Below are 316 nucleotides of genomic sequence, written 5' to 3' on the forward strand. Positions count from 1 at the left end.
GGTGACATCCTGGAAGCCGTTTGCCGCGAATTCGCGCGCCTGGCGGTCTTCCACCACCCCTTCTTTCAAGTAGGCGCGAATCTGCGTGCGCAGCTTGGCGCCCAGCTCCGGATTCGACTGTTCAAGTGCATGCAGCGTTTCGTGGCCGGCAATTGCCAGCTCGGCGTTGCGCATACCTTCGGTCAGGTAGGCCACGCCGTTATAGGCCACGCCCTCGAACTCTGCGTTCTTGCTTACGAAATTGACCTCGATGCCCAGCGCCTTGCCAACCTGGCGCGCCAGGGCGAACTGGGCGTTGGGAGCGGTGCGCAGCGCG

1 protein-coding gene is annotated in these 316 nt (G+C 63.3%); it reads right to left on the reverse strand.

Features of this window, described 5'->3' with window-relative positions:
* Positions 1-316, reverse strand: a 316-nt coding sequence (locus F2P45_RS34935; RefSeq protein ID WP_166882739.1) for a hypothetical protein, incomplete at both ends; no start/stop codon positions are given.

The organism is Massilia mucilaginosa (genome assembly GCF_011682145.1).
GTDB classification, from domain to species: domain Bacteria; phylum Pseudomonadota; class Gammaproteobacteria; order Burkholderiales; family Burkholderiaceae_D; genus Telluria_A; species Telluria_A mucilaginosa.